Source organism: Cellulosimicrobium marinum (assembly GCF_020551945.1).
Taxonomy (GTDB): domain Bacteria; phylum Actinomycetota; class Actinomycetes; order Actinomycetales; family Cellulomonadaceae; genus Cellulosimicrobium; species Cellulosimicrobium marinum.
The window spans coordinates 1-4,019 of sequence record NZ_JAJBZH010000013.1 but is presented as its reverse complement, the minus strand read 5'-3'; the positions used below and the strand labels follow the sequence as shown (position 1 = coordinate 4,019).

Annotated in this window: 3 protein-coding genes; 2 read left to right on the top strand and 1 reads right to left on the bottom strand. The window is 73.3% G+C overall.

Going from position 1 to position 4,019, the window contains the following annotated elements; translation table 11 throughout:
- Positions 1-178: 178 nt before the first annotated feature.
- A complete protein-coding gene (locus LGQ04_RS17210) occupies positions 179-1,996 on the bottom strand; it encodes an AMP-dependent synthetase/ligase (protein WP_229245198.1) in 1,818 nt (605 codons plus the stop codon).
- Positions 1,997-2,143: 147 nt separating this feature from the next.
- On the opposite strand from LGQ04_RS17210, the gene LGQ04_RS17205 reads away from it, so the two are divergent.
- Entirely contained in the window at positions 2,144-2,533 is a 390-nt protein-coding gene (locus LGQ04_RS17205) for a chorismate mutase (RefSeq protein WP_372470130.1), read from the top strand.
- Between the two features lie 130 nt (positions 2,534-2,663).
- On the top strand, positions 2,664-3,863 hold the full coding sequence (locus tag LGQ04_RS17200) for a baeRF2 domain-containing protein (protein ID WP_229245197.1): 1,200 nt from the start codon (positions 2,664-2,666) through the stop codon (positions 3,861-3,863).
- Positions 3,864-4,019 lie beyond the last annotated feature (156 nt).

Below are 4,019 nucleotides of genomic sequence, written 5' to 3'. Positions count from 1 at the left end.
GAGGTGGTGCTGGACAACGTGAACCCGACGATCGTGCCGCGGGCTGCGTCCCGGTCGCGGGCCCCGCGCGAGAAGTCCGCCTGACCCCCGGCCCCGCGGGGTGGTACCCCGGTCTGCCGGGGTACTCCCTCGACCGACCCGGGTTCTTCGTCGGTCGGCCAAGGGATGCGCGGGCGGGTCAGGTGTCGGCGCCGACCTTCGCGCCGTAGAGGGCGTCGACGGTGTCGGTGAAGTCGGCGATGACGCGGGTGCGCTTCACCTTGAGGGAGGGCGTGAGGTAGCCGTTGTCCTCGGTGAAGTCCGTGTCGAGGACCGAGATCTTGCGGATCGACTCCGCGCGGGACACCGCCTCGTTGGCGTGCGCGACGGCGCGGTCGAGAGCGGCGAGGACCTGGGGGTCCTGAGCGGCGGTCGCGACGTCCATGTCGGGCAGGCCGTGCGACGACAACCAGCCCGGAAGCATCTCGTGGTCCAGCGTGACCAGGGCGCCGATGAACGGGCGCTGGTCGCCCACGACCACGACCTGGCTCACGAGCGGGTGGGCGCGCAGGCGGTCCTCGAGCACCGCCGGGGCGACGTTCTTCCCGCCGGCCGTGACGATGATCTCCTTCTTGCGGCCGGTGATGCTGAGGTAGCCGTCGGCGTCGAACGACCCGAGGTCGCCGGTCCGGAACCAGCCGTCCTGCAACGCCTCGGCGGTGAGGTCGGGCCGGTTGCGGTAGCCGCGGAACACGTGGTCGCCCTGGACGAGGAGCTCGCCGTCGTCGTCGATGCGCAGCGCCGTGCCGGGGAACGCGGGACCGACCGTGCCGACCTTCGTCAGGCCCGGCAGGTTCACGGCGGTCGGTGCGGTCGTCTCGGTGAGTCCGTACCCTTCGAGGATCCGCAGTCCGACGCCGCGGAAGAAGTGGCCGAGGCGCTCCCCGAGAGGCGCACCGCCGGAGATCGAGTGGGTGAGCTGCCCGCCCATCGCGGACCGCAGGGTGCGGTAGACGAGCCGGTCCGCGATCGCGTGCTGTGCGGAGAGCACGAGCGACGGGCCGCGGGACGTGTCCTGCGCCCGCGACCACGCGATGGCGACCTTCGTCGCCCAGTGGAACGGCTTCGCCTTGCCGCCGGCGCGGGCCTTCTGCTCGGCCGAGTTGTAGACCTTCTCGAAGACGCGGGGGACGGCGAGGAGGAACGTCGGGCGGAACGTCCCGAGGTCGGCCACGAGGTTCTTCGTATCCGAGCTGTGGGCCAGCACGGCGTCGGACGCCACGACGACCACCTGGATGAACCGTGCGAACACGTGCGCGAGCGGGAGGAACAGCAGGGTCCGGGCGCCGGGGGCGTCGAGGATCTCGGTGAGCCCCGCACGACCGTTGAGCGCGAGGTGGACGAAGTTGCGGTGGGTGAGCTCGACACCCTTCGGGCGGCCGGTCGACCCGGACGTGTAGATGATGGTCGCGAGGTCGTCGGCGCGCTGGGCGTCGCGTCGCTGCTGCACGTCCTCGGCGGGCACCGCAGCCCCGGCGGCGCGCAGGTCGTCGAGCGCGCCGCCGTCGACGACGAGCACCTCCCGCAGCCCGGGGAGGTCGCCCCGCACGGACTCGACGGTGGCGGCGAGCGCGGCGTCCTCCACGAACGCGACCCGCACGTCGGCGTCCGAGCAGATCCAGTGGACCTGGTCGGCCGACGACGTCTCGTACACGGGCACCGGGACCGCGCCGACGGCCCACGCGGCGAAGTCGAGCAGCGTCCACTCGTAGCGGGTGCGGGACATGATCGCCACGTGCTCGCCGGGTGCGACACCGCGGGCGACGAGACCACGGGCGACGGCCAGCACGTCGTCGGCGAACTGCTCGGCGGTCATGGTCGCCCACGCGGAGCCAGCCGTGTCGCGCCGTTCGACGACGACGGCACGGGGGTCGCGCGCGACCCGGTCGTCGAGGAGGGTGCTGATGGTCGCGCGAGGGGAGACCTCGACGAGGCTCGGCGACACGTGTTCCGTCATGAGGACTCTCCGCTGAGTGGACGGTTCGGGTGGGGGACGGCGAGCCACTTTACTCCGTACTCCGAGTATCGCGTTCCTCGCGGAGGTTGAGCGCGCCCGCGCCGGACGCGGACCACCGACCCGGGCGTCCCCGCCTACGATCGACGGGTGACGACGAACCCCGAGCAGCCCGCGCCGTCGGGCACCCGCAGCCCTGCCGCGCACCACCCCGCGGTGCCGCCCGAGATCCTCACGCTGCGCCGGAGCATCGACAACATCGACGCCGCGCTCATGCACCTCCTCGCCGAACGGTTCACGTTCACGCGCCGCGTCGGCGAGCTCAAGGCACAGGGCGGCCTCCCGCCCGCCGACCCCGAGCGGGACCGGCAGCAGATCGCGCGCCTCACCGGGATCGCGGAGGACGCGGGGCTCGACCCGCAGTTCGCGGAGAAGTTCCGCGAATTCATCGTCAGCGAGGTCATCCGGCACCACGAGCTCATCGCCGCGGAGCACGCCGCCGCCGGGCAGGGCACGCCCGTCCTCGACACGTTCTCCTGAGCGAGCACCCGGCACCGACGCGCGGTGGCGGGCGCCTGGGAAGTGACGGACCCTGGAGAGGACCGAGGGCGGGCCCTGCGGCCCAGCCGCCGGCCCGCCCACCAGCCGACGGACGTCATGAGGTGTTCGCATGAAGATCGATTGGCTCAAGCCCCTCCTCGGCCACCCGGGTCCCTTCGCGACCGTCTACCTCGACGCGACGCGGGCCAACGAGGCCGGGGACCGCGAGGTCGAGAACCGCTGGAAGGCCGTGCGCCGCCAGCTCGCGCACGACGGCGCGCCCGCAGCGCTGCTCGACGACCTCGAGGAGGTGGTCGTGCGCCCCACGCGGGTCGCGGGACCGCACGGGCGCGTGCTGATCGCCGACGACTCCGGGATCCTCGTCGACCGGGTGCTCAAGGACCCGCCCGCGCTGACGAAGGGCGTCTGGAGCCCCGTCCCCGCGCTGCTGCAGGCCGCACGCGCCGCCGACGAGTCCGTCGACTACGTGCGCGTCGTCGTCGACCGGCAGGGCGCGGACCTCACCTGGTCGGTCGCCGGCGGGCACGTCCCCTACGGCGAGCCCGAGACCGTCGAGGGCGGGCACGACGTCATCAACAAGGTCCGGACCGGTGGCCTCTCCCACAAGCGGATCGAGTCGCGTGCCGAGGACTCGTGGGAGCGCAACGCCGAGGCGGTCGCCGCCGAGCTCGAGCGTCAGGTCGCGGAGTACCGCCCCGAGCTCGTGCTGCTCACCGGCGACGTCCGCGCCGTGTCGCTCCTGCGCGGAGCCCTGAGCCGCCCGGTCGACGAGATCGCCGTCGAGGTCGCCGGTGGTGGTCGCGGCCCGGGGATCAACGAGACCGCGTTCGAGAACAACGTCGCCGACGCGCTCGACAGCTTCCGCGAGCGACGCCGTGAGAAGGTGCTCGCCGAGTACCGCCGCGAGCAGGGGCGGGAGTCCGGGGCCGTGACGTCCGTCGAGGACGTCGTCGCGGTCCTGTCCCGCGGTCAGGTGGCCGAGCTCGTCCTCGCCGACGAGTACGGTCAGGACGCCGCGCTCGACGGCCGCAGCCTCTGGATCGGGCCCAGCCCCCTGCACATCGGGGCGAGCAAGGAGGCGCTGGAGGACCTCGGGGCGACCGGCCCCCTGGAGAAGCTCCCCGCCACCGTCGCGATCGTGCGCGCCGCCATCGACCAGGACGCCGGACTGACCTTCGCCCCGGAGGGCAGCGTCGAGCTCATCGAGGGGGTCGGGGCGACGCTGCGCTGGACCGACGAGGGGACGCCGCGCGAGGTCGCCGCGACGATGTCCGGCGACGACGCACGGTTGCGCGGCGAGATCATCTGACGCTCGGCGCTCGGCGCTCGGCGTTCGGCGCCCGACTCTCGGTGTCGTTCGGGGCCGGGTCCGGGGACGCGCGCGAGGGCGGCGACGGGTCGACCATCCGCCCGCTCGTCCCTCGCGTGCTCCCGCCAGACCCGCCACGACCCGCCGCCGCCCTTG